The organism is Zoogloea sp. (assembly GCF_017302315.1).
Taxonomy (GTDB): Bacteria; Pseudomonadota; Gammaproteobacteria; order Burkholderiales; family Rhodocyclaceae; genus Zoogloea.
Genome location: NZ_JAFLDT010000039.1, coordinates 14,274 through 38,062, shown reverse-complemented (window position 1 = coordinate 38,062; position 23,789 = coordinate 14,274). Strand labels below are relative to the sequence as shown.

The following is a 23,789-nucleotide window of genomic DNA, read 5'->3' as shown; positions in this document are numbered from 1 at the left end:
TCGAAGTCTGCCTTCAAGGCCTTTTTCAAGTTGTCCCAAGCCTGTGTGCGGGGGAAGAAGGCCTGTGTGACATGAAAGCTCAAGCCGTTGTAGTCCGAATCCAAGAACCAGGCCGGAACATCGCCACCTGATCGATGGTGGGTTTCCATCGAAACCGGATCGAACACGTCCAAGCCAAGCAACTTCACTGTGACCTCGCTGCCCTTAGCCTTCTTCACCGAGATTTCCGGAAGTCCACAGACGCTAAATATCTGGCTCGACCTCATATTCTTTAGCAGATCGCCCATCAAAAGGTCAGGCGTTGCCTGGACATAGGTTGCCGGGATTCCCATTACCTCGTCACAGTGCTCAACCAGTTCTCGCGCATTGGGCTGAATTGCAAAAGCAATCACATAAAGGTGCTCATACTTCTTGGCGGCTGCTTCCCGTGCTGCTTCGTGGACCATCCGCTCACTAACCGCTCCATTTTCCGGTCCAAACACCAACGCACAGGGTCGTTCCTTTCCATTCACTACAGTCGCTTCTGCGGAAAGTGATAACGTCTTAGCCGGAACCCGGATCGTTTTGAAGGTCACCGACTTTTTTCCGGGCAACTGCAACACGGGGCTCTTTTTCAAGACCTCAATCATCCTGTCGACGTAGCTGCCGTAGGCAGAAACGTCGTCTGCCGAAGGTTTGTCCTGGTCAGAAACCGGGTCAAGTGCCGTCGGGATTGTAGCCTCAAATGTAAATGGTCCGGTGACTCGCATAACCCCTGACTGTGTTTCCGGCCTATCGACAATAACCACTTCTTCTTCTGGTTCGTTGTTAGCAATAGAGCCGAGCGTGATGTGAGGAATAATTCCGCCCACATCTTCGCCCTTGGAGTTCTTCTTTCTTTTGTAGACAAAACCGCCCGCTGGCCCGCTGTCGGGCTGTTTGAGCTCGTGAAAGGGGTAAGTGGCAGTCAGGAGTCTCTGCCGTGCCAACGCAAGTGGGACTCGGCTAACGTCACAGGTAATCCAGCGCCGCCCCCACAACTCCGCTGCGAGTGCTGTTGTGCCGCTTCCACAGGTGGGATCAATGACCAAATCGCCTGGATCAGTCGTCATCAGGATACAGCGCTGAACAACATCTGGCTGGGTTTGAACCACATAGACCGTCTCGGCCGCCTTTCCAGCCGTGTCTTCCCAGATATTGGTAAGTCGTTGGACAACGTAGTCAGAATGAAACCGCACAAACCAGGGTCGGTCTCGCATCTCAATGCGTCCGGCCTTGATGAGCGTCTGCATGCCCTCCTGCGTTGTCTTCCAATGAGCATTCGGACCAGCCTTAAACTGCTTGCCGTCAATTTCAAATGCCCAGTCATTGGCCCCAGCTCCGGCCGAGGTCAATTTGGACAAGCAATAGACCTTCGCCCCCGCAGGCAAGAGATTGGTATTGTTCTTCTCCTCCGGTGTAAGCGGACGACGCTTTCCGTTGATTTCGACTCCCCACGAACCGCCGGGCGTATCACGCGCCCACTCATCACATGGCTTCGGGACGAATAGCGGGTTGTATTTCACGTGCTCAGCATCTTTCGCATACCAAATTACATAGAAGACGCTTGAGTCCAGCAGGCTTCGGGGTGTCGCTGTCTTCTTGACCGAAATGGTCGAGACATAGTTTTCATTCCCAAGAACCTCGTCCATTAGTTCTCGGACATGATGAAGATTTTCTTCTCCGATCTGAACAAAGACGCTGCCGCTCGAAGATAAGAGTTCGCGGCACAGGACCAAGCGATCCCGTAGATATGCCAAATAGGAGTGAAGCCCCAACTCCCAGGTATCACGATAAGCCTGCACCATTTCTGGTTCGCGGGTCATCTCTTCATCAACACCGTGACCCACTTCACGCTTCCGCACGAAAGGTTGGAAATTGCTGCCAAACTTGACCCCATAAGGCGGGTCCATATAGATCATCTGGACTTTGCCACCCATGTTTTCGTAGTGGAGCAGGCTGTTGAGCACGACAAGGCTATCGCCCATGACCAGCCTATTCACCCAATCATCTTGATGCTCATAGGCCCGCAAGACTTGCTCGGTCACGCTGTGCCTTGGGTCCTTAAAAAGGTCATCAAAAAAACTTTATTGTTTGTCTCGGCGGTGGCTCTTTAAAGTCTCCAAAATTGCTTGGGTGGAAAGCCGTTCGTGAATGAACAGGGGAAGCGTAGGAACTTCAAAACTGAGCCGCTCGGCCTTCCCCGCCCAGTTAAGAAATGGTTTGCTCATCCGCCTTAGCTCGGCAGCGGCGGCCTTCGCCTCATCAATGGACTTCGCATCCTGAATCTTCTTGATTAAGGCCTCACCGATGGTCCTCACCGGGTTGTTGTCCCAGTCCAATGCCGGGTTCAAGCTGCTATCGTAGCGATAGGTCTTGGGCGGCAGCTTCTTCTTGAACTGCGCCTGCGTGCCCACATCAGGCCGCAACGGGGCCTTGGGCGTGGAGTGCTCGTAAGGTTCGACTCTGGTCGACGACTTGGAGGCCTTGGGGGCTTTGGCGGGCTTGGATGGCTTACGAGGCATTCACGATCCCCTAGTGCGACGTCAGGCCTTGACGCCAAGATGATTGGACAGTGTTAGTCGCTTAAACGTCTCGTGGTGGGTTCGACCCTGCCGCGTGCGGAACTGCTGGCCAGGTCAGAGACCGGGCCAAAATCGACGCAGGACGGCTTCTGGTGGATCAGAGGTTGGCAACTAGGTTTGGTGCCCCCGCCCCCACCTTGGCCCCGGTGGTCAAATTTGGGCCGGAAACAGTGTATACCAGGGCAGCCCGAGCTCGCCGGTCGAAGGCGTGATCGGCCGGAACCCGGGTTGACTGGCGGCAGGTAAGCGTCTCAACGCCTGAAACCTCGATTCACGCCGTGAATCGAGGTTTCTCGGGCCGGAAAGACAGTTTCAAGCGCTGAAACGATGTTTCCGGCCCGCGCAACGCAGTTTCAGGCGCTGAAACTCAGTTTCACGGGCTGTAAGTTCGTTTCCTGGCGGAAAGATGACGATTCAGACGGCGAAAGTGTTTCGCGGGTGGCACGGAGCTGCCGGGCACACCGCGCAAAGAAAAAACGCTCCGGAAGGAGCGTTTTTTCTGGATACCTGGCGGAGGCGGTGAGATTCGAACTCACGAACGGTTTCCCGTTGCCGGTTTTCAAGACCGGTGCAATCGACCACTCTGCCACACCTCCGCGGGCGCGCATTCTAGCATGGGCCGCGCGGTTGAAACTTTCAGGGGCGTCCGTTACTCTCAAGCAGTGCAGGTCATCTGCTTTACATCAATCTGGAGGAAATCCATGCAACTCGACACTTACGGTCAGCAAACGCAGGTTTTGTCGCAAGGCGCAAACCGCGTGCTGCGCAACACCTACATGCTGCTCGCGCTCTCGATGGTGCCGACCGTTGCCGGTGCACTGCTCGGCGTGCAAATGCAGTTCTCGTTCCTGGCGGGTAGCCCTTTCATCGCCTTCGCGCTGTTCCTGGGCATTTCGTTCGCGTTCTTCTACGGCATCGAGAAGAACAAGAACAACGGCCTCGGCGTCGCATTGCTGCTGGGCTTCACCTTCTTCATGGGCCTGATGCTGTCGCGCATCCTGCAGGTCGCCCTGGGCTTCTCCAACGGCGGCTCCATGATCGCCCTGGCCGCTGGCGGTACAGGTGCCGTATTTGCCACGATGGCGAGCATTGCCAGCGTGTCCAAGCGCGATTTCACCAACATGGGCAAGTTCCTGATGGTCGGCCTGGTGGTGATCCTGCTGGCTAGCGTGGCCAACATCTTCCTGCAGATGCCGGTGCTGCACCTTGTGATCTCCGCTGCAGTGGTAATGCTGTTCTCGGGCTATCTGCTGTACGACATCAGCAATGTGGTGCGGGGCGGTGAAACCAACTACGTGACGGCCACCCTGGCGGTCTATCTGGATGTGTACAACATCTTCGTCGGCCTGCTCAACCTGGTGATGGCCTTCGGCGGCGGTGATCGCGACTGATCGATTGTCCAGCAGCAAGAAAGGCGACCTCCGGGTCGCCTTTTTCATGCCTGCGGCACGCACCTCAATCCCGCTCGAAGAGAGCAATGGATTCCACATGCGATGTCTGCGGGAACATGTTTGCGATACCGGCCCCCTTCAGGCGGTAGCCCTTTTCGTGAATGAGCACTGCGGTATCCCGGGCCAGGGTTGCGGGGTTGCAGGACACGTAAACGATCCGCGGAGGTGCCGACGCGCCGAGGGCTTTGACTACAGCAATTGCACCCTCCCGAGGGGGGTCGATAAGCATTTTATCCAGGTGACCAAGGGCGGCAATGCTGTCTTCGGTGGCCTCGAACAGGTTGGCCGCGTAGAACTCGCTGCACGCCTCCAATCCGTTGGCGCGGGCGTTCTCGCCTGCTCGCCGCACCAGCGCATCACTCCCCTCCACGCCAACCACCCGGGCACCCGCTTTGGCGATGGGCAGGCTGAAGTTGCCCAGACCGCAGAACAGGTCGGCAATCCGCTCGCCGAGACGGGGATCCAGCAACTGCATGGCACGACGCATCAGCAGACGGTTGATCCCCATGTTGACCTGGGTGAAATCGGTCGGCCGAAAGGCCATCGAGACGCCAAACTCCGGCAAGGTGTACGCCAGCCCCGGGGCTTCGGCGGGGAACAGGCGCCGGGCCGAGTCAGGGCCGTTCAGCTGCCCCCAGACCTGCACGCCCTCGTCCCGGGCGAAAGCGGCAAGAAGCGTCTCGTCGGCGGCGGTAAAGGGCTGCAGGTGACGAAAAACAAGGGCCGTGAGGCCTTCACCAACAGCAATCTCGATCTGCGGCAAGCGATCGGGCGCCGACAGGTGGGCGACCAGACTCCGCAGACGTGGGACCATGGCCGAGACGTGGGGGGGAAGGATGGCGCATTCGTCCATTGGCGCCACATAGCTGCTGCGCCGTTCGTGAAAACCGATCAGCACGCCCCCCTTGCTCGGCACATGGCGAACAGTCAGACGAGCCCGGTAGCGGTAGCCCCAAGCCGGCCCGACGATGGGAGGATAGAGCACATCCGCACGGACTCGCCCGAGATGCCACAGGGCATTTTCCAGCACTCGCTGCTTGGCCGCCACTTGGGCGGTGGCCTCCAGATGCTGCATGCTGCATCCGCCACACACGCCAAAATGAGGACAGGGGGGAATCACCCTCTGGGCACTGGGTTCGATGATGCGCACCACGTCCGCCACTTCGAAGCGCGGCTTGATCCTGTAGGCGACAAATTCAACCCGTTCGCCCGGCAACGCCCCTTCGACAAAAATCGTCTTCCCGTCCACATGGGCTACGCCGCGACCATCATGGTCCAAGGATTCAATGACGGTTTCGCGGACGGGCGTGGTGCTCATGGCAGGAGACAGGAAGCTGTTGGGGAAAGGGCGCCATTTTATCCCCCACCCGGGTCTTGGCAAGGCGAAGCGCTATAATCCGCGCCATGACAAACACTCTTCTCGGCGGCCTGACGGCGGAGGAATTCCTCGCCGAATATTGGCAAAAGAAACCACTGCTCATCCGCCAGGCAGTGCCCGGCTTCACCGGCGTCGCAAGCAAGTCAGAGCTTTTTGAGCTGGCGCGCGATCCGGAAGTCGAATCCCGCTATGTTACCCATCGCGACAATAACTGGCAGGTCATCCACGGCCCGCAGAAGGCGGCCGATCTCAAACGGAAGGCACAGCCCTGGACGGTTCTGATACAGGGTCTGAACCTGTTCTGTCCTGAAGGAGACGCGCTGCTGCACCGCTTTGATTTCATTCCCCAGGCCCGCCTGGACGACCTGATGGTCAGCTACGCCGTGGATGGTGGGGGTGTCGGCCCGCATTTCGACAACTACGATGTCTTCCTGCTCCAGGGCATAGGCCAGCGCCGCTGGCAGATCAGCAACCAGGAGGAGCGCCGCTTGATCGAGGATGCGCCGCTGAAGATCCTCCAGGATTTCCGCCCCGTGCACGACTGGGTGCTGGAGCCCGGCGACATGCTCTACCTGCCACCCCACTGGGCCCATAACGGGATCGCCATCGGCGAGTGCACGACGTACTCCATCGGTTTCCGCTCCCCCACCACCCAGGAGCTCGCCCAACAGTTCCTCATCCACCTCCAGGACACCATTCAGCTCGACGGCATCTACGCCGACCCCGAACTGGAACGGCAGGTCCACTCGGCGGAAATCGGCGAGCGAATGATTGACAAGGTTGCCGACAGCCTGTCGCGCATCACCTGGACCCGGGAAGACGTGCGCGCTTTCCTGGGCGCCTACCTCACCGAACCCAAGGCCCACGTATATTTCGACTCGCCCGATGACCCGCTTGAACACGATGATTTCGTGGACGCCTGCCTGGGCCAGGGCTATCGCCTTGATGCCTGCACCCTGCTGCTTTTTTCCGGTGGCCAGTTTTTCATCAATGGCGAAGCCATCACTGTGCCCGATGAGGACAAGGCCATCATCGAGCAGCTTGCCGACCACCGCCAGCTTGAAAGCCTCTCCGGCCTGTCCGAAGAAACAATTGCCCTTCTCTATGACTGGTACTGCTGCGGCTTTGCGACCCCATCAGGATCGCTGATGTGATGGTGGCCCGGACACCCCGGGAGACTCGACACAGCACCGGAAACGTTGCGGCGTCGCAACAATGTCTTTATTCAAGGACTTCGTCCGTGTTAGCATACACATCACATCAGGTTCCTCACCTGGTTGCTCCTCTAATTTGGTTGTTGTACTTCATTTATCGATAAGGGAAACCAACAATGAAACAATCTCTCCTGGTTGCTGCTCTCGTTGCACTCGCTGTCTCCGCTTGCGGCAAGAAGGAAGAGCCGAAGCCCGTTGAAGCTCCGGCCCCCGCTGCTGCTCCTGCCGCTGCTCCCGCCGCCGAAGCCAAGCCCGCTGAGGCTGCTGCTCCTGCCGCTGCTCCCGCTGCCGATGCCAAGCCCGCTGAAGGCGCTGCTGCTCCGGCCGCCGCCGCTCCTGCTGCTGCCCCGGCTGGTTCCACCGCCGAGAACGCTGCCGCTGCTGCTGCCACTGCCGAGAAGAAGTAATTCTTCTCCTGGTGAAGAAGAAGCCAACCTGCGGGTTGGCTTTTTTTATGTCCTGACCGACGGCATGCCGTCCGGCCAGCACACGCAAAAAACGCCGGACATGCCGGCGTTTTTTCTTTAAGTGAAGAGCGCTTATTTGAGCTGCTGGAACAACAACCCCATGATCTTGCGCGCTGATTCGGATGTATCAGTGCCGCCTTCACGGGTCAGCACCTGAACCGTGGAGGTACCGTCAGCACCTTTTACGTGGACCCGGTACTGGCTGCCGGAAACCGTCGGCGCCTTGGTGCTCCGCCAGAAGGCCAGCTTGGACAGGATGCCTTCGTCGTCGCCCTTCTTCTTGTCCGTCTCCGGATCAACATAGCGCACGTAGTACAAACCCTGGGAACGATCCCGGTCCTCCACCGTGAACCCCACCCGGTCCAGGGCAAGGCCCACTCTTCTCCATGCACGATCAAAGCCCTCTTCGACCTGCAGCACCGCGGCGCCCGTGGGTGCATTCTGAAGTTTGGCCTTTTCAACCTGCGGAACGACCGCGATCTGGGCCTTGGCGCGGGTTTCGTCTGCACCGAGGCGAATCATCAGGCGCTGCAGAAACTCGGCCTCAAGCTCGGGATCGGCCTGCCGTGGCTGCCATATGGTCCGGTCCTTGGCTTCGTTCGGATAGATCTCCATCATGCCCCGGTGACTGATGAAGATCTCGACAAAGCCCGACTCGCCAGCACTTTCCAGACGAGTGCGGAACTTGTCGCGCTCTGGCGTGGAGTAAAGGCCGTCGATGACCTTGCCGATCGTGTTTCGGATGATTCCATTGTCGATCTTGGCCCGATTCTCGGCCCAGTCGGTTTCCATGACACCAATCTCGGGACGATCAACGTTCAGGATGAAGCCGTTTTCCTGCCAGAACTCCCGCACCTGAGGCCACAATTTGTCGGCCGTGCCGGGAACAACCAACCAACGCTGGCTACCCGAACGCTCCACGCGCATCTTGTCAATGGACTGGGGCGCAACCCGGGTCACGGCTGGCGCCGCGCCAGCGGTAGCTGTCTGCCCGCTTCGTTCCGCGCTGTAGGCGGAAAAAGTGGCCGTGCCCTTCGGATTGATGTCCGGCACCGCGTAGCGATCATCGGCAGTCGGTGCCGTGAGGTCCGGGGGGATCTCAAGGGTGGACCGGGTGGGCGCAACCGCTGCACTCTTGTAATCAATCTTCTTCGATTCCAGCAAGGAACCGGAGCAACCGCTCAGGACGATCGTCGCGACGACAACCGCTGAGCCGGAAGCCAGCTTTCGGCTTTGCATGCGTAACCCTCGGGGTGGGAAAGACGAACTCAAACTTCGACGCCAGCCTGGCGCATGGCGTCATGCACACGGGCCTGGCAGGATTCGGACAGACGGGTCAGCGGCAGGCGGATGCCCTTGCCGATGAAGCCCATCTGCTCCACAGCCCACTTCACGGGGATGGGGTTGGCTTCGCAGAACAGGTGACGATGCAGCCCGACCAGCCTGGCATTCAGATCGCGGGCACGCACACCATCGCCTGCCGCCGCCGCGGTGCACATCTCGTGCATGAGGCGCGGGGCAACGTTGGCTGTCACGGAAATGGTACCGTGACCGCCCAGCATGATGAAGGCCATGGCGGTCATGTCGTCACCGGTATAAAGGGCAAAACCCTTTGGCGCACGAGCAATCAGGTCACAGGCACGGTCGATGCTGCCGGTCGCATCCTTGATGCCGATGATGTTGGGCACCTCGGCCAAACGCAGGGCGGTGTCGTTGGACAGATCCGCAACGGTGCGACCGGGCACGTTGTACAGGATCATCGGCAGCGGACTCGCTTCGGCGATGGTACGGAAATGCTGGTACAAGCCCTCCTGGGTCGGACGGTTGTAATAGGGCACCACCGACAGACCGGCAACGGCACCGGCCTTGCGGGAGAACTCCGTCAGCTCGATGGCCTCGCGGGTGGAGTTGGCACCCGTCCCGGCAATGATGGGAATGCGTCCCGCCGCATGCTCGACCGCAACGCTGATGAGCTCGCAGTGCTCTTCCACGTTGACCGTGGGCGACTCGCCGGTCGTGCCGACAACAACGATACCATCGGTGCCTTCCTTGACATGAAAGTCGATGAGGCTACGCAAACGGGGAAGATCCAGGCTGCCATCCTCGTGCATCGGGGTAACGATGGCGACAATCGAACCGGTAATCATGGGATATCGGGGAGAGAGGGAAAGTTGTCTATTGTACCCAATCACTTCGGGAAGGCTAGACGGGCGCAAACTGCTGTTACCAATACCGGGCAACAATGCCCGGCTGGCGCGCCCGGAAAACAGTGGAAGCCCGCCGAAGCGGGGCCCTGATCAAAGGTCGGCCAGGGTCTTGATATGCGCAACAACACTGCGGGCCAGGGACGACAGGGAATAGCCCCCCTCCAGCAGGGATACGATGCGCCTGTTGGCCGACTCGGCCGCCACGGTCTTGAGCTGCTCGGTGACCCACATGTAATCGGCCTCCACCAGACCCAGCGAGCCCATGTCGTCCTCGTAGTGGGCATCAAAGCCGGCAGAGATGAAAATCATTTCCGGGGCGTGATTGCGCAGGGCCGGCATCCAGATGTTGCTGACGATCTCCCGGAACACATCACCACGACTGCCCGCCTTGATGGGCACGTTGACCATGTTGGGCGCCGGATTGTCCGCGCCGCTATAGGGATAGAAGGGGTGCTGGAAGATGCTGACCATCAGCACACGCGGATCATCCTTGAAGATGTCCTCGGTGCCATTGCCATGATGCACATCGAAATCGATGATGGCCACGCGCTTCAGGCCATGCTCCTCAAGGGCATGACGGGCCGCAACCGCAACATTGTTGAAGAAGCAGAAGCCCATGGCCTTGGCAGCCTCGGCATGGTGGCCGGGCGGGCGGATGGCGCAGAAGGCGTTTTCGGCCTGACCCGACATCACCAGATCAGTAGCGTAGATGCCGGCCCCGGCAGAACGCAGGGCCGCCTTCATGGAATTGGGGCACAGGGCGGTATCCGGATCGAGGTGGCGGATGCCGTGTTCGGGCACGCTGGCCAGCAACTCCTCGACATGCTCGCGCGGATGGGCGCGGGAGATCTGATCAACACTGGCACTGGGGGCATCGTGAAAAGAGAGGTACATGTCGAGGCCGGCCGCGATCAGGCGGTCATTGATCGCCCCAAGCCGCTCAGGAGACTCCGGGTGATGTTCGCCCATGTTGTGCAGCCAGCAATCCCGGTGCGTGATGAATGCCGTACTCGTCATAAACTCTCCCCCGCCTCTCGCGATGCGTCGTCAATGTCTGTTGATTTCGCACCCGGCGAACCTGCCGCATGGAACGTACTCCATACCACGAGGGAGTCGTCATCAGAGGCCATTCCCGGAATGCTCTTGTGGAATCATTATCCCCTTAACTTCACGCCGAAAAAAGCCCGCGACATGCCGACCCACATTGCCACCCGCCTGATCGACGCGGCCAGCCAGATCATCCTTGGCAAGGAGCATGCCGTTCGCCTCGCCCTCGCTTGCCTGCTCGCCCGGGGACACCTTCTCATGGAAGACATGCCGGGAGTCGGCAAGACCACCCTGGCCCATGCACTGGCCCATCTGCTCGGTCTGAGGTTCCAGCGAATCCAGTTCACCAGCGACATGCTCCCGGCCGACATTCTCGGGGTATCCGTGTTCGACCAGCGGGACGGCAGCTTCCGTTTTCATCCCGGCCCGGTATTCAGCGAGATGATCCTCGCCGACGAGATCAATCGGGCCACACCCAAGGCGCAGAGCGCCCTGCTTGAAGCGATGGAGGAGCGCCAGATCAGTGCCGAGGGGCGCACCTACCCCCTGCCTGCATCGTTCTTCGTGATCGCCACCCAGAACCCGACGGACCAGATCGGCACCTTCCCCTTGCCCGAGAGCCAGCTCGACCGCTTTCTGATGCGCATTTCCCTCGGCTATCCCGACCCGGCCTCAGAACGTGCACTGCTGGCCGGCGAAGACCGCCGCAACATGCTGGCCCGTTTGCCCCCCGTCCTCGCCGCGGGCGAGCTGGATACCCTGCTGGCGGCGACCCGCCAGATCCACGTCGGCCCACGCCTGCTTGACTACGTCCAGGCGCTCCTGGCCCGCAGCCGCGAGAGCGGCGACTTCTCCAGCGGACTGTCACCCCGTGCGGGTCTGGCCCTGCTGGCGGCGGCCCGTGCCTGGGCCCTGCTCGGGGGGCGGGACCACGTCCTGCCCGAGGACGTCCAGGCCGTATTGCCGGCAGTAGCCGGCCACCGCCTGCGCCCCGTGGGGGAGCTCCCCTTGCCCCCGGATGAACTGACCCGTCGCCTGCTCATGGCAGTGCCCCTGCCCTGATGGGGCTGCGGGCGTCCCTGCATCGTTGGCTGTTCCGCGTCAGCGGACCGGAAGCGCCCCCCATCGTACTGGGGCAACGGCGCATCTTTGTCCTGCCAACACGCTTCGGGCTCGCCCTGGCACTGACCCTGCTGATCATGCTCCTGACATCCATCAACTACACCCTGAGCCTGGGCTTCGCGCTCACGTTCCTGATCGGCAGCGTGGCCTGGATCAGCATCCACCACGCCTTCCGGAATCTGGTGGGGCTGAGCATCACCCCGGGCAGGGCCGACGCCGTGTTCTGCGGCAACCCGGCGCAGTTCGGCGTGGTCCTCTCCAACCCGGCGCTCAGGGAACGCCAGGGCCTGATCCTCTTTCCCACCGGGACACCGGACACCCCGGGCGACCGGCAACGATTCGACATTGCCGCCTGCGGCAGCACGAGCCAGATAGTCCGCATCCCCACCGGACACCGGGGCTGGATCAGCCTGCCCCGCCTGACCCTCGAAACCCGCCATCCCCTTGGCCTCATTCGCGCTTGGAGCCTCTTTCAACCGGATGCACGGTGTCTCGTCTACCCAGCACCGGAACAGGATGGCCCCCCGCTACCCGTGGGAGGACCGGCCGCTGCGGGACTCGGCGGAAAGGGGCACGGGCAGGACGATTTCGCTGGCCTGCGCCATCACCAGCCCAGCGACGCGCCACGTCATGTGGCCTGGAAGGCGGTGGCCCGGGGCGGCCCCTGGCGCACCAAGGAATTCGATGGAAGCGGTGCCCGCCACGTGCACATCCATTGGGCCCATCTGCCCGCCGGCATGGGGCTGGAGGCACGCCTGGCGCGTCTGACGCGATGGGTCCTTGAAGCCGACCGAGCCGGCATCGACTACGGGCTGAGCCTGCCCGGTGCGGACATCCCGCCGGGCCGGGGGACGGCCCACCGCCACGCCTGCCTGACCCGCCTGGCCCTGTTCGGATGACGCCCAAGCCCCACCTGCGCCCGGACCAGACCGGCTGGCTGCTGGCCTGTGCCGCCCTCAGTCTTGCCCCTCACGCCACCCATCTGCCCCCGTCCCTGATCGGCGTATGCGGACTGCTGCTGGGATGGCGTATCGTGCTGCTACGTCAGGGCGACCGTCTGCCCCACCGCGTCCTGTTGTTCGCCCTGGCCCTGAGCCTTGTCGCCCTGGTTGCCATCGAGTTCCAGCGCCTGTTCGGCAAGGAGCCCGGCATCGCCCTGCTGGCGGGCCTGCTGATCATCAAACTGCTTGAAACCCATGATGTCAGGGATGCCCGGACGGTGATCCTGCTGAGTTTCTTCATGGAGATGGGCCTGTTCCTGTACCAACAGACCATGGGCGTCGCGGCCCTTGCCCTGGCCGGCAGCGTAAGCACGGTGGCCGCCCTGCTTTCACTCGAGGGACGGGCCGAGCCCCCCCGCGCACGAGGCATGGCCGCTGCCCGCCTCGTCCTCCAGGGTCTGCCGCTCATGCTCGTGCTCTTCGTGCTGTTTCCCCGAATCCAGGGGCCACTGTGGGGACTGCCGGCCGATGCCTACACGCACCGCACCGGGCTTTCGGACAGCATGTCACCGGGAGACGTGGCCCGTATCAGCGAATCCGGCGCCATCGCCTTCCGTGCCCGCTTCGAAGGCGACCCGCCACCACCCGCAGAGCGCTACTGGCGCGGCCCTGTGCTGAGCGAGTTCGACGGCCGTACCTGGCGCCAAACCCGAGGCAGTGTGACCGACGCGCCCTCCTATCGCAGCCAGGGCACCGCCTACACCTACACGCTCACCCTCGAGCCGCACAACCATCGCTGGCTGCTCGCCCTCGATTTTCCGGCCGCCGCCCCCGGCCTGCGCTACAGCAGCGATTTCCAACTGCTCGCCCAGGCGCCGGTGCATACCCGCGTGCGTGTGGATCTCGTGTCCCACCCCGGCACCCAGGTAGGTCTCGACGAAAGCGACGCGGTGCTACGCCAGGCCTTGTATCTTCCGCCGGAAAGCAACCCTCGCACCCGTGCCCTCGGCACCCGCTTGCGCGCCGAAGCGAGGACAAGCGGTGAGATCCCGGCCCTGGTCATCGCCCACTTTCAGGCCATCAAGCTGGCCTACACCCTCGACCCCCTGCCTCTCGGTCGAGATGATGTGGACAGTTTCCTGTTCGAGACCCGCCAGGGCTTCTGCGAGCACTTCGCTGCCGCCTTCGTCGTCACCCTGCGTGCCGCCGGCGTCCCCGCGCGGGTCGTCACGGGCTACCAGGGTGGCGAAATCAACGCAGTGGACGGCTCCTTCGTCGTGCGCCAATCCGATGCCCATGCCTGGGCCGAGATCTGGCTCGCCGGAAAGGGCTGGCAGCGCATCGATCCAACCGCAGCCAGCGCGCCGCGGCGTATCGACAGCGGCCTCGCGGGCGCACTGCCCGGCATCGACCGCCTGCCCCTGCTGGTACGCAGCGACCTGCCCTGGCTGCGCACCCTGCGCGACAATCTGGAGGCCATCGACAACCGCTGGAATCAATGGGTTCTCGGGTACAATCCGGCCCGCCAGCAGGCGCTGCTTTCCGCGCTGGGCCTGGCCCGAACCGACTGGACGACACTCACAGCCCTCCTGGCAGCAGCGGGGGCCGCCGTAGCGGGTGTGCTGGCCGCCTGGGCCCTGCGTCGGCGCTCGCCAGCGGATGGCATTGACCGTGACTGGGCCCGGTTCTGCCAGCAGCTTGCGGCCATCGGCATCCCGCGCGCGCCCTGGGAGGGGCCGCTCGACTATGCCCGTCGCGCTGGTAGCCGGCGTCCCGATCTGGCGCCCCACCTGGATGCCATTGCTGCCACCTACGCCAACCTGCGCTATGGCCGCGCCAACGCCGACCCCACAGCCCGCCAGCGCTTTCACCAATCCATCAAGGCTTTCCGTCCCCGATGAGCATCTCAACCCTTCGCCCCCTCACCGGTGCCGTTTCCCTGCTCGCCGCCCTTGCCTTCCTGGGTCACGCCCACGCGGCAGACCGCTATGCCGACCGACCGGAAACCCAGCAGTTCATCAACGAAATGCATGAGCGCCATGGCTTCGACAAGGACGCCCTGACCTTCATCTTTCGCCGTGCCCAGTACCTGCCCTCGGTGATCAAGGCGATCTCGCCACCCCGCGACCCGGTCGCCGTTCGCTCCTGGCAACGCTACCGCGGCCGCTTCATCGACCCGGTGCGGATCAAGGCCGGCGTCGCCTTCTGGGAGCGCCACCGGGAGAGCATCCGCGCCGCCAGCGACAAATACGGGGTCCCGGAGGAGATCATCGTTGGTATCATCGGTGTGGAAACCATCTATGGTCGCAACACCGGCAACTATCAAGCCGTGTCGGCACTTTCGACCCTGGCCTTCGACTACCCGCGCCGCGCCGAGCTGTTCCGTGGCGAACTTGAGAATCTGCTGCTGATGGCCCGCGAACAGGGGCGTGACCCGCTCGACTATCAGGGTTCCTACGCCGGCGCTCTGGGCCTGCCCCAGTTCCTGCCCAGCAGCGTGCGCAATTACGCCGTGGACTTTGACGGCGACGGCCAGATCGACCTGCAGGGCAGCCCGAAGGATGCCATCGGCAGCGTCGCCCGCTACATGCAGATGCACGGTTGGGAAAGCGGTGCTCCGGTTGCCGTACGCGCTGCCGTGGGACCGGACGCCAACTTGGTGCCTCTGCTCGCCAACGACATCAACCCGACGTTCGACGCCACCGCCCTGGCCAGCCACGGCGTCAAGGCCGCCAGCGGCGAAACACCCGCCGGAAAAGCCGCCTTTGTTGAACTCGTCACCCCCGGCGAAGACAGCGAATACTGGTTGGGCTATCAGAACTTCTATGTGATCACCCGCTATAACCGGAGCAGCTTCTACGCCATGTCGGTTTTCCAGCTGGGCGAAGCCGTCAAGGCCACCCGGGAAGCTGCAGTGACGGCGCGCCGCTGAATCGGCTGACTAATCGCGCAGCAGTTCCAGCACCCGCTCCGGCGGGCGGGCCACCACGGCCCGCTCGCCCCGCACCACGATGGGCCGTTCAATGAGGATGGGGTGCTTCACGAACGCATCCAGCCACTGCTCTTCATTGAGCTCACGCCCCTGGTATTCGGACTTGTAGATGTCCTCGCCCTTGCGCACGATGGACACTGCCGGCACGCCCAGCATGCGCAAAATCTCGGCCAGCTCGGACCGGCTGGGTGGGGACTTCAGATACTCCACCACCTCCGCTTCGAATCCCTGCTCCCGGACAAGGGCACAGGCGGCGCGGCTCTTGGAACAGCGGGCGTTATGGTAGATGCGGAGGGTTTCGCTCATGGCAATCGATTCGCGGAATTGAATGAAGGCGGCAGCGGCCGACACAACAACTACAGCAACACGTCCTTGGAAACCCCCCGCCGCTTGATGATGCGGCGTAGCTGACCCAGGGCCTCGAGCTGGATCTGGCGTACCCGCTCCCGGGTAAGATCCAGACTGTCGGCGAGCTCCTCGAGCGTGCGCACCTCGCACTCATCAAGGCCATAGCGATGACGGATCACCAGCCGCTGTTTCTCGCTGAGCTGCCCTATCCAGTCCCGCACCAGGGTCTCCACCTCCAGATCCTGGATCTGGACATCCGGTGTATCGGCCTCGTCGTCGGCCAGGGACTCACCAATGGACAAGGACGGGTCAATGTCCAGCGGAGCATCGAGGGACGCGGTGTGCTCATTGAGCGCCAGGATGGCCCGTACCTCCTCCACGGATCGATCAAGCCGCCGGGCAACCTCCTCCAGGGTCGTGTCACCATTGCCTGCAGCCTCAAGCTGACGCTGGGCACGCAGCACCTGATTCAGCTCCTTGACCACGTGCACCGGGAGGCGAATGGTCCGGGACTGGTTCATGATGGCCCGCTCGATGTTCTGACGGATCCACCAGGTCGCGTAGGTGGAAAAGCGGAAGCCGCGCTCGGGATCAAACTTTTCGAGGGCGTGGATGAGTCCCAGATTGCCCTCCTCCACGAGGTCGAGCAGAGGAATGCCCCGGTTGAGGTAATGCTTGGCGATATTGACGACCAGTCGCAGGTTGCGCTCGATCATGGTCTGGCGTGCTTCGAAGTCCCCCAGCCGGACCTGGCGGGACAGGGCCAGCTCCTCTTCCGCGGTCAGCAGCGGATTGGCCCCGATCTCGTTGAGATACAACTGGGTGACATCGCCCAGGAAGTCGGTGTCCGGCGAAGCCGCCGGCACTTCGAGAAAAACCTCGACCTCCGGGGGCAAGTCCGGCTCGGGGTTTTCCAGTTCCTCAGGCGCTGCCGGATCGTACATGGATTCCTCTCTGGATCATGGGGCACAGCTTGGCCGGAATCATCATGTTCCGACTCGGTCCATCCCGACGCCCCTTCCATCACGGGTGGGGCGAGGATCGAACATCGTCTTTCCTGTCATCAACACAACCCCACCCCGCCCGGCACGTCCAGGTTCAGGTCAGCGCGGGGGAAGGTACTTGCCCGGATCAACCGGCTTGCCCTGCCGGCGGATCTCAAAGTGCAACTTGGGACGATCACTGTCCGTGTCGCCCAACTCAGCGATCTTCTGACCCCTGTTCACCGCCTGCCCCTCCTTGACCAGCAGATTCTGGTTGTGGGCATAGGCACTGAGATAGCTGTTGTCATGCTTGACGATCACGAGTTTGCCATAACCCCGGAGCCCCGTGCCGGCGTAAACAACCCGCCCCGATGCCGCGGCAAAAACCGGATCACCGGGCTTGCCCGCAAGATCCACGCCCTTGCTTGAGGTTTCATTAAAACCCGCAATGACCTTGCCGCCCGCCGGCCAAGCCCATTCGATGGTTCCGTTGCCACCCGCCTTGCCCTCGTCCGGTCGGGCCTCTGGTTTGACTTCGACCTTGGGTTCGGCCTTGACCTCGGGTTTCAATTCCGGTTTGACCTCGGGCTTGGTCTCGGGCTTCGGGTCGACCTTGGCCACAACGACGGGCGCCTCGGGCTTCTGGGCCTGGGCCCATGCCTGCTCGGAGTACGGCACTTTGCCCCCTTTGGGCTCGCGTCGCAGGCCATCGGCCGCCGCCACAGGAGTCGCAGGCGCGGGGGTCGCCACGGAGCGCACCTCCACACTGGATGACGTGACCGGCCGTGTGACGGCAGCCGTTTCAGGCGGCCGCACCCTCAGCTCCTGACCGACCTCGATCAGGTTGGGGTTTTCCAGTCCGCTCCAGGCGGCGATGTCCCGGTAATTCTGTCCATTGTCGAGGGCAATGCGGATCAGGGTGTCACCCGGCTTCACGATATAGTAGCCCGGGCGAGCCACCCGGGGCGGCGCAACGGGCACCTCGGGTTTGTCCACAGCCGCAGCCGGAGGACGAACCCGTTCAGCCACCGGCGCCGGCGATTTGGTGGCACACCCACTCACACCGACGGCAACAACAAGCAAACACACGGAAAAACGCGACAACTTCATACTTTCAGAAAGCTTCATTCGATGCCGGGCAGCAGGGGCACAAAGCGCACTGCACTGAGGCGTGTTTCTCGGATTCCGCGCACCGTGCGCTCAATCAATACCAGGCTCTGTTCGGCAGCCCCCACAGGTAGGATCAGGCGCCCACCTTCGGACAACTGGTCCACCAGGGCCTGGGGCACCTTGGGGGCTGCAGCCGCGACGATGATCGTGTCGTAGGGTGCAGCTTCGCGAAGCCCGAGGCTGCCATCGGCATGTTTCAGGCGCACATTGGGCAAGCGCAGATGGCGCAGATTGTTTCGCGCCCGATCAAGCAGAGGCCGCAGCCGCTCAACCGAATAGACCTCCGTGGCCACGTGGGACAGGACAGCCGCCTGGTACCCGCAACCCGTGCCTACCTCCAGGGCCTTGCCGAGTTCTCGGCCTGCCCGCAGGATCTCGATCATTCTCGCCACCACAAAGGGCTGAGAGATGGTCTGCTGCAGGCCCAGCGGCAAAGCCGTGTCCTCGTAGGCACGGGAGGCCAGAGCCTCCTCCACGAAGAGATGACGCGGCACCGCCATCATGGCCGCCAGCACCCGTTCGTCCCGCACCCCCTGCTCACGCAGGCGCTCGATCATCCGTGTACGGGCGCGCTGGGCGGTCTGCAGTGCGGCCCGCAAGACCTCGCTGCTCATTTGCCCAGCCAGTCCCGGACGGTGGCAATCTGGCCCTGGTGGGTCAGATCAATCTGCAGGGGGGTGATGGAAGCATAGCCATTGGCGACGGCATGGAAATCGGTGCCCTCGCCTGCATCCTGGGCCGCCCCGGCCGCGCCAACCCAATACACGGTCTCGTTGCGCGGCGTGACAGACTTGATGGTCGGCTCGGCCTTGTGGCGCTTGCCCAGGCGCGTCACCTGGATGCCCTTGATCTGATCAAAGGGCAGATCCGGCACATTCACGTTGAGCAAGGTCGGCACCTTGACGGGGTCGCGCTGGAAACGCTCCACCAGTTCCCGGGCAATCTGCGCCGCACCGGAAAAATCGGAAGCCCCCTTCGCCACCAGCGAGATGGCAATGGCCGGCACGCCAAGCAGGAAGCCCTCGGTGGCAGCCGCCACGGTACCCGAATAGATGGTGTCGTCGCCCATGTTGGCGCCATGATTGATGCCCGAAACCACCATGTCGGGCAATTCATCGAGCATGCCGGTGACAGCCAGATGCACGCAGTCGGTCGGCGTGCCATTGACGTAATGGAAACCATTGGCCGCCTTGCGCAGGGACAAGGGGCGATCAAGCGTGAGCGAGTTGCTGGCGCCACTGCGATCCCGCTCGGGCGCGACAACGGTCACCTTCCCGATTTCAGAGAGCGCGGCCGCAAGGGCTTGCAGGCCAGGGGCAAAATAACCGTCGTCATTGCTCAGCAGAATACGCATGGGGACCGGGATCAGGCTTTCTGGCGTTGGAGTCGGACTTGAGGAATCGGCACGCCGGAACGGCGGTGGCCCGAACTACGAGCGGCACGGTTGGAACCCCGATTGGGCCTCGAGTTTAGCAGACTCGGCTTCGCACCTGCTAGGCGCTCGCCACGGCGGAGCCAACGAACCAAAGGCTGCAAAAAAGGTCTCCTGCGAAAGTTTGTTGCAGACACCTGTAATCATTGGCCTCCAGCCACGTCTACCAGACAGTTCCTTTCCGGTATGCCCATCATGCTGCTTCGCCGCCCCGACGACATCCTGCCTTCCGAGATCACGCCGCCCGGCGTCTATGAGGACCGGCGCCGCTTCATCGCCATGGCCGGCAGCCTCGCCCTGGCCGGTGCCCTGCCCGCCAGCAAGGCCCGCGCGACGACCTCATCGCCCCTCGGCCCAATCGTGAAAAGCCCCCTGAGCACGGTCGAGAGCCAGACCGCCTACAAGGCAATCACCACCTACAACAACTTCTACGAGTTGGGGACCGACAAGGGAGATCCAGCCCTGAACACCCACAGACTCAAGCCAACACCCTGGACAGTGCGCGTTGAAGGACTGGTCAACAAACCACGCACATTTGGTATCGATGAGATCCTCAAGCTCGCACCGCTGGAGGAACGCATTTACCGCATGCGCTGTGTGGAAGGCTGGTCCATGGTCATTCCCTGGGTCGGCATCCCCCTGGCCACCCTGCTCAAGCTGGCCGACCCTCAGGGCAGCGCGCGCTTCGTGGAGTTCATCTCCCACTACGACAAGGCCACCATGACCCGCGGTGTACTGGACTGGCCCTACAACGAGGCCCTGCGCCTGGACGAAGCCCGCCACCCCCTCACCCTGCTGGCGGTCGGCCTTTACGGCGAGGTGCTGCCCATCCAGAATGGCGCACCGGTGCGGCTGGTCGTGCCCTGGAAGTACGGCTTCAAGAGCGGCAAGTCCATTGTGGCCATCCGCCTCACCGAGAAGCAGCCGGTCACCGCCTGGATGAAGGCCGGGCCATCGGAATACGGCTTCTACTCCAATGTGAACCCCGAGGTGGATCACCCCCGCTGGAGTCAGGCCACCGAAAGACGCATCGGCGAGTTCTCGAAACGCAAGACCCTGATGTTCAACGGCTACGCCGATCAGGTGGCTTCCCTCTACACCGGCATGGATCTACGCCGCAATTTCTGACCCAAAATCAACATGACACCCGGCAAGACCAGCCTCATCGCCATCAAGGCCGCCCTCTTCCTGCTCTGTTTGACGCCCGCCTTCCTGCTGTGGCGCGGCCTGGAGATGGACAGCCTTGGGGCCAACCCCATTGAAGCCCTCACCCGCAGCACTGGCGAATGGACCCTGCGCTTCCTGCTCATCACCCTGATGGTGACGCCCCTGCGCAAGTTCACCGGCTGGCACTGGATTCTGCGCCTGCGCCGCATGCTCGGCCTGTTCGCCTTCGCCTACGCCACGGCCCATCTGACCACCTATGTGTGGCTGGACCAGTTCTTTGATTGGGAAGCCATTGCCCGGGACATCCTGAAACGCCCCTTCATCACCATCGGCTTTGTTGCCCTGGTGCTGATGGCCCCCCTCGCCGCCACCTCCAGCAATTTCGCCATCCGCCGGCTCGGCGGGCGTCGTTGGCAGGCACTTCACCGCGCGATCTATCCGATCGTGCTGCTCGGCTGCGTGCATTTCTGGTGGCTGATCAAGAAGGACGTCACCTGGCCGCTGATCTACACGCTGATCGCCATCGCCCTGCTCGGGCTCCGTGCCTGGTGGCGGGAGCAGGAACGGCGCAAGCAACTGGCCGGAGGCTATCTGCCACAGCAGCCGCAATACCAAGGCAAGGTCATCAAGATCTTCGCCCGGTGATCCCGACAACCCCGATCAGGTCTTTGCCCGGATGGCCGACTTGGGCCGGAAGGCCTTGACCACCGCGTCGTGGGTCTCGATGTAAGGCCCGCCAATGAGATCGATGCAGTAGGGCACGGCAGCAAAAATGCCGGGCACCTTCTGCACGCCGTCCGCGTCCTTCAGACCCTCCAGGGTCTCGGCAATGGCCTTGGGCTGACCGGGGAGGTTGAGGATCAGGGACTGGCCGCGGATCACCCCCACCTGACGGGAGAGAATCGCGGTGGGCACGAAGGCCAGGCTGATCTGGCGCATCTGCTCGCCAAAGCCCGGCATCACCTTGTGGGCCACGGCCAGTGTGGCCTCCGGAGTCACATCCCGTGGCGCCGGCCCGGTACCGCCGGTCGTGAGCACCAGATGGCAGCCCGCCACGTCGCAAAGCTCGATCAAGGTGGCCTCTATGGCAGCCTGCTCATCGGGAATCAGACGGGTCTCCATCTGCCAGGGTGAGCTCAGAGCCTTGCCGAACCAGGCCTCCAGAGCCGGGATTCCCTTGTCTTCATAGACCCCCGCCGAGGCCCGGTCGCTGATGGACAGCAGACCGATCTTCAATACCTCGCTCATTCCTCTTCTCCAAATTCCGCGTCGTAGGAACCGGATTCGGCCTCCGCGCCGCCCTCCTCGAGTTCACGCAGCACTCGGAAAAGTTCGCGAAAAGCGCGCGGGGGGCGGCTCTGCTCCTTCTCCTTGATGGCGTTGCGACGCAGTACCCGAAGTTGCTGCAGGTCGGCACCGGGATAGGTCTCTGCGATGTCGTGGAGGGTCTTTTCGTCCTCAAGCAACCGGGTGCGCAGACCTTCAAGCCGGTGCATTTTCGCCGTCTCCGTGGCAGAAACACCCTTGAAGGCATCCAGGGCCGCGCGGATGGGCTCCGGATCCACGTTGCGCATCAGCTTGCCGATGAACTGCAATTGGCGCCGACGGGCCTCGTGGGAGGTGAAACGCTGGTAATCCTTGACCGCGTCACGCAGGTCTTCATCAATGGGTACCTTTGCAAGACGCTCCTTGCCCAGTTCGGCCAGCTCGCGGCCGAGATCCTGCAGGGCCGTGCTCTCGCGCTTGAGCGCGGACTTGCTGGGGCCGGTGTATTCGTCGTCTTCGTGGTATTTGTGCTTGGCCATCGGGGGGCGGGAAGTGCTCTGTAAGGGTAAGATTATATCCTTTAGCCTCTGCCCCCATTCGCAAAGCCATGGCCGACAACCGTTTCAGCTTCAGTCAGGACACTCTCAAGACCATTGCCGAGGATATCCTCAAGTTCGCCCGCAAGCGCGGTGCAACGGCCTGCGAGGTGGATATCTCCGAAGGCTTCGGCCAGTCGGTCAGCGTCCGCCGGGATGAAGTGGACACCATCGAATACAACCGCGACAAGGGTGTCGGCGTCACCATCTACGACGGCCAGAAGCGCGGCTATGCCAGCACCTCCGATTTCTCGAAGAGTGCCCTCAAGGCCACGGTGGACGCGGCCATCTCGATTGCCCGTTTCACCGCACCCGACCCGGCTGCCGGCCTCCCTGAAGAAGCCCTGCTGGCCCGGAGCTTCCCCGATTTCGATCTGTACCACCCCTGGAAGCTCTCGACGGAGGAGGCCATCGAACTGGCCCGACGCAGCGAGCGCGCGGCCTTTGCCGTGAGCCCCGAAATCCGCAATTCGGATGGTGCCGCCGTATCCATGCAGGAAGCCCACTTCATCTCGGCCAACAGCCTCGGCTTCATGGGTGGCTACGCCAGCTCCCGCCACGCCCTGTCCTGTTCCGTCATTGCCGGCGAAGGCGATGACATGCAGCGCGACGATTGGTACACCTCCAAGCGCGACCCGGCCGAACTCGCCGACGCTGAAGAAATCGGCACCTTCGCCGCCCGCCGCGCCCTCGCCCGCCTGGGTGCCCGCCAGATCCCCACCTGCGAGGTGCCGGTGCTCTTCGAAGCGCCCCTCGCCGCCGGCCTGATCGGCGCCTTCGTACATGCGGTGAGCGGCGGCGCCCTCTACCGCAAGTCCAGCTTCCTGCTCGACAGCCTGGGCAAGGCGGTATTCCGGCCGCACATCCAGATCTCCGAACGCCCCCATCTGGCCAAGGCCTTCGCCAGCAGCCCCTTCGACGATGATGGCGTGGCCACACACGACCGCGAAGTCATCATTGACGGTGTGCTGCAGGGTTATTTCCTGAGCACCTATTCGGCCCGCAAACTGGGCATGCAGACCACCGCCAATGCCGGTGGCAGCCACAACCTGCTGGTCAAGCCGGGCCAGTACGATCTGGAGGGCCTCATCAAACAGATGGACCGGGGCCTGCTGGTCACCGAACTGCTCGGTCACGGTGTCAATTACGTCACCGGTGACTACTCCCGGGGTGCCGCCGGCTTCTGGATCGAGAACGGCCGGATCCAGTACCCGGTGCACGAGATCACCATCGCCGGCAATCTCAAGGACATGCTGATGGGCATCCAGGAGATCGGCTCCGACGTGCTGGTGCGTGGCTCCAAGCACTGCGGCTCCATCCTCGTTGATCGCATGACCGTAGCCGGCGCCTGACCCGGCCCGCACTCATCCTCGCTTCACCCTCCATCCGCAAAGAGAAAGAAAAG

The 23,789-nt window shown here is 62.4% G+C and carries 23 protein-coding genes and 1 tRNA gene; 10 read left to right on the top strand and 14 right to left on the bottom strand.

The window, feature by feature from the left end; translation table 11 throughout:
* The 3 genes from J0L98_RS12840 to J0L98_RS12830 form a co-directional block, all read right to left on the bottom strand.
* On the bottom strand, nt 1-2,066 hold a 2,066-nt coding region (locus J0L98_RS12840; protein WP_296412171.1), incomplete at its 3' end, for a site-specific DNA-methyltransferase.
* A 39-nt stretch (nt 2,067-2,105) separates the two neighbouring features.
* The gene (locus J0L98_RS12835) at nt 2,106-2,543 is read right to left on the bottom strand and encodes a hypothetical protein (RefSeq protein WP_296412170.1); all 438 of its coding nucleotides are present in this window, start codon (nt 2,541-2,543) and stop codon (nt 2,106-2,108) included.
* A gap of 568 nt (nt 2,544-3,111) precedes the next feature.
* Nucleotides 3,112-3,199, bottom strand: a tRNA-Ser gene (locus tag J0L98_RS12830).
* A gap of 105 nt (nt 3,200-3,304) precedes the next feature.
* Between J0L98_RS12830 and J0L98_RS12825 the strand changes: the two genes are divergently transcribed.
* Nucleotides 3,305-3,994: a Bax inhibitor-1/YccA family protein gene (locus J0L98_RS12825; protein WP_296412169.1), complete on the top strand. Its 690-nt coding sequence runs from the start codon at nt 3,305-3,307 to the stop codon at nt 3,992-3,994.
* Between the two features lie 64 nt (nt 3,995-4,058).
* On the opposite strand, the gene rlmD is transcribed toward J0L98_RS12825, so the two are convergent.
* Nucleotides 4,059-5,372, bottom strand: coding sequence for a 23S rRNA (uracil(1939)-C(5))-methyltransferase RlmD (gene rlmD, locus J0L98_RS12820; protein ID WP_296412168.1), 1,314 nt, complete (start codon nt 5,370-5,372; stop codon nt 4,059-4,061).
* Nucleotides 5,373-5,458: 86 nt separating this feature from the next.
* Here rlmD and J0L98_RS12815 point away from each other — a divergent pair, with 86 nt between their 5' ends.
* On the top strand, nt 5,459-6,586 hold the full coding sequence (locus J0L98_RS12815) for a cupin domain-containing protein (RefSeq protein ID WP_296412167.1): 1,128 nt from the start codon (nt 5,459-5,461) through the stop codon (nt 6,584-6,586).
* 255 nt (nt 6,587-6,841) lie between these two features.
* On the top strand, nt 6,842-7,174 hold the full coding sequence (locus J0L98_RS12810; protein WP_296412166.1) for a hypothetical protein: 333 nt from the start codon (nt 6,842-6,844) through the stop codon (nt 7,172-7,174).
* A gap of 11 nt (nt 7,175-7,185) precedes the next feature.
* Here the strand turns inward: J0L98_RS12810 and bamC are convergent, their stop codons facing one another.
* The 3 genes from bamC to J0L98_RS12795 form a co-directional block, all read right to left on the bottom strand.
* Nucleotides 7,186-8,352, bottom strand: a complete 1,167-nt coding sequence (gene bamC, locus J0L98_RS12805; RefSeq protein ID WP_296412165.1) for an outer membrane protein assembly factor BamC — start codon at nt 8,350-8,352, stop codon at nt 7,186-7,188.
* 29 nt (nt 8,353-8,381) lie between these two features.
* A complete protein-coding gene (gene dapA / locus J0L98_RS12800; RefSeq protein ID WP_296412164.1) occupies nt 8,382-9,260 on the bottom strand; it encodes a 4-hydroxy-tetrahydrodipicolinate synthase in 879 nt (292 codons plus the stop codon).
* A 150-nt stretch (nt 9,261-9,410) separates the two neighbouring features.
* The gene (locus J0L98_RS12795; protein ID WP_296412163.1) at nt 9,411-10,337 is read right to left on the bottom strand and encodes a histone deacetylase family protein; all 927 of its coding nucleotides are present in this window, start codon (nt 10,335-10,337) and stop codon (nt 9,411-9,413) included.
* 174 nt (nt 10,338-10,511) lie between these two features.
* On the opposite strand from J0L98_RS12795, the gene J0L98_RS12790 reads away from it, so the two are divergent.
* From J0L98_RS12790 to mltB, 4 genes are read left to right on the top strand one after another with little or no spacing between them, the layout of a single operon-like run.
* A complete protein-coding gene (locus J0L98_RS12790; protein ID WP_296412162.1) occupies nt 10,512-11,429 on the top strand; it encodes an AAA family ATPase in 918 nt (305 codons plus the stop codon).
* Complete coding sequence (locus tag J0L98_RS12785; protein ID WP_296412161.1) at nt 11,429-12,388, top strand: DUF58 domain-containing protein; 960 nt, start codon at nt 11,429-11,431, stop codon at nt 12,386-12,388. Before J0L98_RS12790 ends, J0L98_RS12785 begins: the two co-directional genes overlap by 1 nt.
* The gene (locus J0L98_RS12780; RefSeq protein ID WP_296412160.1) at nt 12,385-14,331 is read left to right on the top strand and encodes a DUF3488 and transglutaminase-like domain-containing protein; all 1,947 of its coding nucleotides are present in this window, start codon (nt 12,385-12,387) and stop codon (nt 14,329-14,331) included. The genes J0L98_RS12785 and J0L98_RS12780 overlap by 4 nt, the downstream gene beginning before the upstream one ends.
* A complete protein-coding gene (gene mltB, locus J0L98_RS12775) occupies nt 14,328-15,362 on the top strand; it encodes a lytic murein transglycosylase B (protein ID WP_296412159.1) in 1,035 nt (344 codons plus the stop codon). The genes J0L98_RS12780 and mltB overlap by 4 nt, the downstream gene beginning before the upstream one ends.
* Nucleotides 15,363-15,371: 9 nt before the next feature.
* On the opposite strand, the gene arsC is transcribed toward mltB, so the two are convergent.
* The 5 genes from arsC to surE form a co-directional block, all read right to left on the bottom strand.
* Complete coding sequence (gene arsC, locus J0L98_RS12770) at nt 15,372-15,728, bottom strand: arsenate reductase (glutaredoxin) (RefSeq protein ID WP_296412158.1); 357 nt, start codon at nt 15,726-15,728, stop codon at nt 15,372-15,374.
* A 50-nt stretch (nt 15,729-15,778) separates the two neighbouring features.
* A complete protein-coding gene (gene rpoS, locus J0L98_RS12765; protein ID WP_296412157.1) occupies nt 15,779-16,714 on the bottom strand; it encodes an RNA polymerase sigma factor RpoS in 936 nt (311 codons plus the stop codon).
* Between the two features lie 159 nt (nt 16,715-16,873).
* Nucleotides 16,874-17,842 carry a peptidoglycan DD-metalloendopeptidase family protein gene (locus J0L98_RS12760; protein ID WP_296412156.1) on the bottom strand — a complete coding sequence of 323 codons (969 nt, stop codon included), beginning with the start codon at nt 17,840-17,842 and terminating at the stop codon, nt 16,874-16,876.
* Nucleotides 17,843-17,877: 35 nt separating this feature from the next.
* The gene (locus J0L98_RS12755) at nt 17,878-18,537 is read right to left on the bottom strand and encodes a protein-L-isoaspartate(D-aspartate) O-methyltransferase (RefSeq protein ID WP_296412155.1); all 660 of its coding nucleotides are present in this window, start codon (nt 18,535-18,537) and stop codon (nt 17,878-17,880) included.
* On the bottom strand, nt 18,534-19,277 hold the full coding sequence (gene surE / locus J0L98_RS12750) for a 5'/3'-nucleotidase SurE (RefSeq protein ID WP_296405041.1): 744 nt from the start codon (nt 19,275-19,277) through the stop codon (nt 18,534-18,536). Before surE ends, J0L98_RS12755 begins: the two co-directional genes overlap by 4 nt.
* 273 nt (nt 19,278-19,550) lie before the next feature.
* Between surE and msrP the strand changes: the two genes are divergently transcribed.
* A complete protein-coding gene (msrP, locus tag J0L98_RS12745; RefSeq protein ID WP_296412173.1) occupies nt 19,551-20,483 on the top strand; it encodes a protein-methionine-sulfoxide reductase catalytic subunit MsrP in 933 nt (310 codons plus the stop codon).
* 12 nt (nt 20,484-20,495) lie between these two features.
* Nucleotides 20,496-21,167, top strand: a complete 672-nt coding sequence (locus J0L98_RS12740) for a protein-methionine-sulfoxide reductase heme-binding subunit MsrQ (RefSeq protein ID WP_296412154.1) — start codon at nt 20,496-20,498, stop codon at nt 21,165-21,167.
* A gap of 15 nt (nt 21,168-21,182) precedes the next feature.
* Here J0L98_RS12740 and mog read toward each other — a convergent pair whose 3' ends face one another.
* The gene (gene mog, locus J0L98_RS12735) at nt 21,183-21,770 is read right to left on the bottom strand and encodes a molybdopterin adenylyltransferase (RefSeq protein WP_296412153.1); all 588 of its coding nucleotides are present in this window, start codon (nt 21,768-21,770) and stop codon (nt 21,183-21,185) included.
* Entirely contained in the window at nt 21,767-22,327 is a 561-nt protein-coding gene (yjgA, locus tag J0L98_RS12730) for a ribosome biogenesis factor YjgA (protein ID WP_296412152.1), read from the bottom strand. The genes mog and yjgA overlap by 4 nt, the downstream gene beginning before the upstream one ends.
* Nucleotides 22,328-22,395: 68 nt before the next feature.
* Between yjgA and pmbA the strand changes: the two genes are divergently transcribed.
* On the top strand, nt 22,396-23,736 hold the full coding sequence (gene pmbA / locus J0L98_RS12725) for a metalloprotease PmbA (RefSeq protein WP_296412151.1): 1,341 nt from the start codon (nt 22,396-22,398) through the stop codon (nt 23,734-23,736).
* The last annotated feature ends 53 nt before the right edge of the window (nt 23,737-23,789 follow it).

Coding starts and splice junctions, on each gene's coding strand:
- J0L98_RS12835 (WP_296412170.1), bottom strand. CDS start 2,543: ATGCCTCGTAAGCCATCCAAGCCCGCCAAAGCCCCCAAGGCCTCCAAG.
- J0L98_RS12825 (WP_296412169.1), top strand. CDS start 3,305: ATGCAACTCGACACTTACGGTCAGCAAACGCAGGTTTTGTCGCAAGGC.
- rlmD (WP_296412168.1), bottom strand. CDS start 5,372: ATGAGCACCACGCCCGTCCGCGAAACCGTCATTGAATCCTTGGACCAT.
- J0L98_RS12815 (WP_296412167.1), top strand. CDS start 5,459: ATGACAAACACTCTTCTCGGCGGCCTGACGGCGGAGGAATTCCTCGCC.
- bamC (WP_296412165.1), bottom strand. CDS start 8,352: ATGCAAAGCCGAAAGCTGGCTTCCGGCTCAGCGGTTGTCGTCGCGACG.
- dapA (WP_296412164.1), bottom strand. CDS start 9,260: ATGATTACCGGTTCGATTGTCGCCATCGTTACCCCGATGCACGAGGAT.
- J0L98_RS12795 (WP_296412163.1), bottom strand. CDS start 10,337: ATGACGAGTACGGCATTCATCACGCACCGGGATTGCTGGCTGCACAAC.
- J0L98_RS12790 (WP_296412162.1), top strand. CDS start 10,512: ATGCCGACCCACATTGCCACCCGCCTGATCGACGCGGCCAGCCAGATC.
- J0L98_RS12785 (WP_296412161.1), top strand. CDS start 11,429: ATGGGGCTGCGGGCGTCCCTGCATCGTTGGCTGTTCCGCGTCAGCGGA.
- J0L98_RS12780 (WP_296412160.1), top strand. CDS start 12,385: ATGACGCCCAAGCCCCACCTGCGCCCGGACCAGACCGGCTGGCTGCTG.
- mltB (WP_296412159.1), top strand. CDS start 14,328: ATGAGCATCTCAACCCTTCGCCCCCTCACCGGTGCCGTTTCCCTGCTC.
- arsC (WP_296412158.1), bottom strand. CDS start 15,728: ATGAGCGAAACCCTCCGCATCTACCATAACGCCCGCTGTTCCAAGAGC.
- rpoS (WP_296412157.1), bottom strand. CDS start 16,714: ATGTACGATCCGGCAGCGCCTGAGGAACTGGAAAACCCCGAGCCGGAC.
- J0L98_RS12755 (WP_296412155.1), bottom strand. CDS start 18,537: ATGAGCAGCGAGGTCTTGCGGGCCGCACTGCAGACCGCCCAGCGCGCC.
- surE (WP_296405041.1), bottom strand. CDS start 19,277: ATGCGTATTCTGCTGAGCAATGACGACGGTTATTTTGCCCCTGGCCTG.
- msrP (WP_296412173.1), top strand. CDS start 19,551: ATGCTGCTTCGCCGCCCCGACGACATCCTGCCTTCCGAGATCACGCCG.
- J0L98_RS12740 (WP_296412154.1), top strand. CDS start 20,496: ATGACACCCGGCAAGACCAGCCTCATCGCCATCAAGGCCGCCCTCTTC.
- mog (WP_296412153.1), bottom strand. CDS start 21,770: ATGAGCGAGGTATTGAAGATCGGTCTGCTGTCCATCAGCGACCGGGCC.
- yjgA (WP_296412152.1), bottom strand. CDS start 22,327: ATGGCCAAGCACAAATACCACGAAGACGACGAATACACCGGCCCCAGC.
- pmbA (WP_296412151.1), top strand. CDS start 22,396: ATGGCCGACAACCGTTTCAGCTTCAGTCAGGACACTCTCAAGACCATT.